At 66.8% G+C, this 1,505-nt stretch carries 1 protein-coding gene; it reads left to right on the top strand.

From position 1 onward, the window contains the following. A partial coding sequence (locus EN780_RS34010) for a response regulator (protein ID WP_128276440.1) occupies window positions 1–1,277 on the top strand: 1,277 nt, incomplete at its 5' end. Window positions 1,278–1,505 lie beyond the last annotated feature (228 nt).

Raw genomic sequence — 1,505 nt, 5'->3', positions numbered from 1 at the left:
TCACCAACCTGGTCGGCAACGCGGTGAAGTTCACCGAGAAGGGCCACGTGCTGGTCGATGTCGGCGGCGAGGTGACGGACGGCGTCGTCCAGCTCAAGGTGCGTGTCGAGGACACTGGCATCGGCATTCCGGCCGAGAAGCTGCAGAACGTGTTCGAGAAATTCGCGCAGGTCGACGGCTCCTCGACGCGCCGTCATGAGGGCACCGGCCTCGGCCTGGCGATCGCCGCCCGCCTTGTCGACCTGATGGGCGGCAAGATCGGCGTCGAGAGCGAGATCGGGCGCGGCTCGGTGTTCTGGTTCGCCGTGCCGCTGCCGGCGCACAGCCAAGACTCGCGCGACGAGATCGTGCCGGTCGACGTCACCGGCGCCCGCGTGCTGGTCATCGACGACAACCCGGTCAACCGCGAGATTCTGCTGGAGCAGTTGCGAAGCTGGAGCTTCGACTGCGCCGCCGCCGAAAGCGGCGCCGTCGGCCTTGCCTTCCTCGATCGCGCCAGCCAGCTCGGCGCCGCCGTAGACTGCATCATCCTCGACTATCAGATGCCGGGCATGAACGGCGCCGACGTCGCCAAGGCGATTGCCGCCGACAGCCGCATGTCCGCAATCCCGGTGGTCATCCTGACCTCGATCGACCAGGTCGATTTCGGCAAGATGGTCATCGATTTCGGCATCGCCGCGCATCTGACAAAGCCGGCGCGCTCGGCGGTCCTGCTCGGCACCGTCATCTCGGTCATCCAGAAGGCGCGCTCGCAGGTCGGCAAGGCACGCTTCGTCCGTGAGGCGGTCGCCCCGCAAGCAGCGCCCGCACCCGCCTTCACCGTCATCCGCGGTCCGGCCATGCCGGCGCCCGCCGCACCGGAACCGGCTGCCGCCGCGAACGGCCCGATCGACATCCTGATCGCCGAGGACAATGACGTGAACCAGCTGGTCTTCGGCCAGATCCTCAACGGTCTCGGCCTAAGCTACCGCATCGCCGGCAATGGCCGCACGGCCGTCGAGATGTACAAGGCGCTGCGGCCGAGGCTGATCCTGATGGATGTCTCCATGCCCGAGATGAACGGCTACGAGGCGACCGGCGCCATCCGCCAGATCGAACGGCAGAGCGGCAACCACACGCCGATCATCGGCGTCACCGCGCACGCGCTGAAGGGCGACCGCGAAAAGTGCATCGAGGCCGGCATGGACGACTATCTGCCGAAGCCGATCTCGCCCGACCGCCTCGGCAGCAAGATCGGCACCTGGCTCAGCGAGACGGTGGCGGTGAAGACGGCGTGAGGCTAGGACCTGATTGCGACCAACAACCTACCGCCGAGTTCCTTCGCGCCCCCCTCTGGCCTGCCGGCCATCTCCCCCACGGGTGGAGAGATTAGCTGTCATCACGGCTTTCGCCAATCTTCAGCGTTGAGGGACGAACGCAATCAACGAAGCGGCTAATCTCCCCCCTCGTGGGGGAGATGTCCGGCAGGACAGAGGGGGGCGCTGTCCCGCCGACCTCTCCAAATC

The organism is Mesorhizobium sp. M4B.F.Ca.ET.089.01.1.1 (genome assembly GCF_004022605.1).
GTDB classification, from domain to species: domain Bacteria; phylum Pseudomonadota; class Alphaproteobacteria; order Rhizobiales; family Rhizobiaceae; genus Mesorhizobium; species Mesorhizobium abyssinicae.
This window is presented reverse-complemented; position numbering and strand designations above follow the sequence as displayed.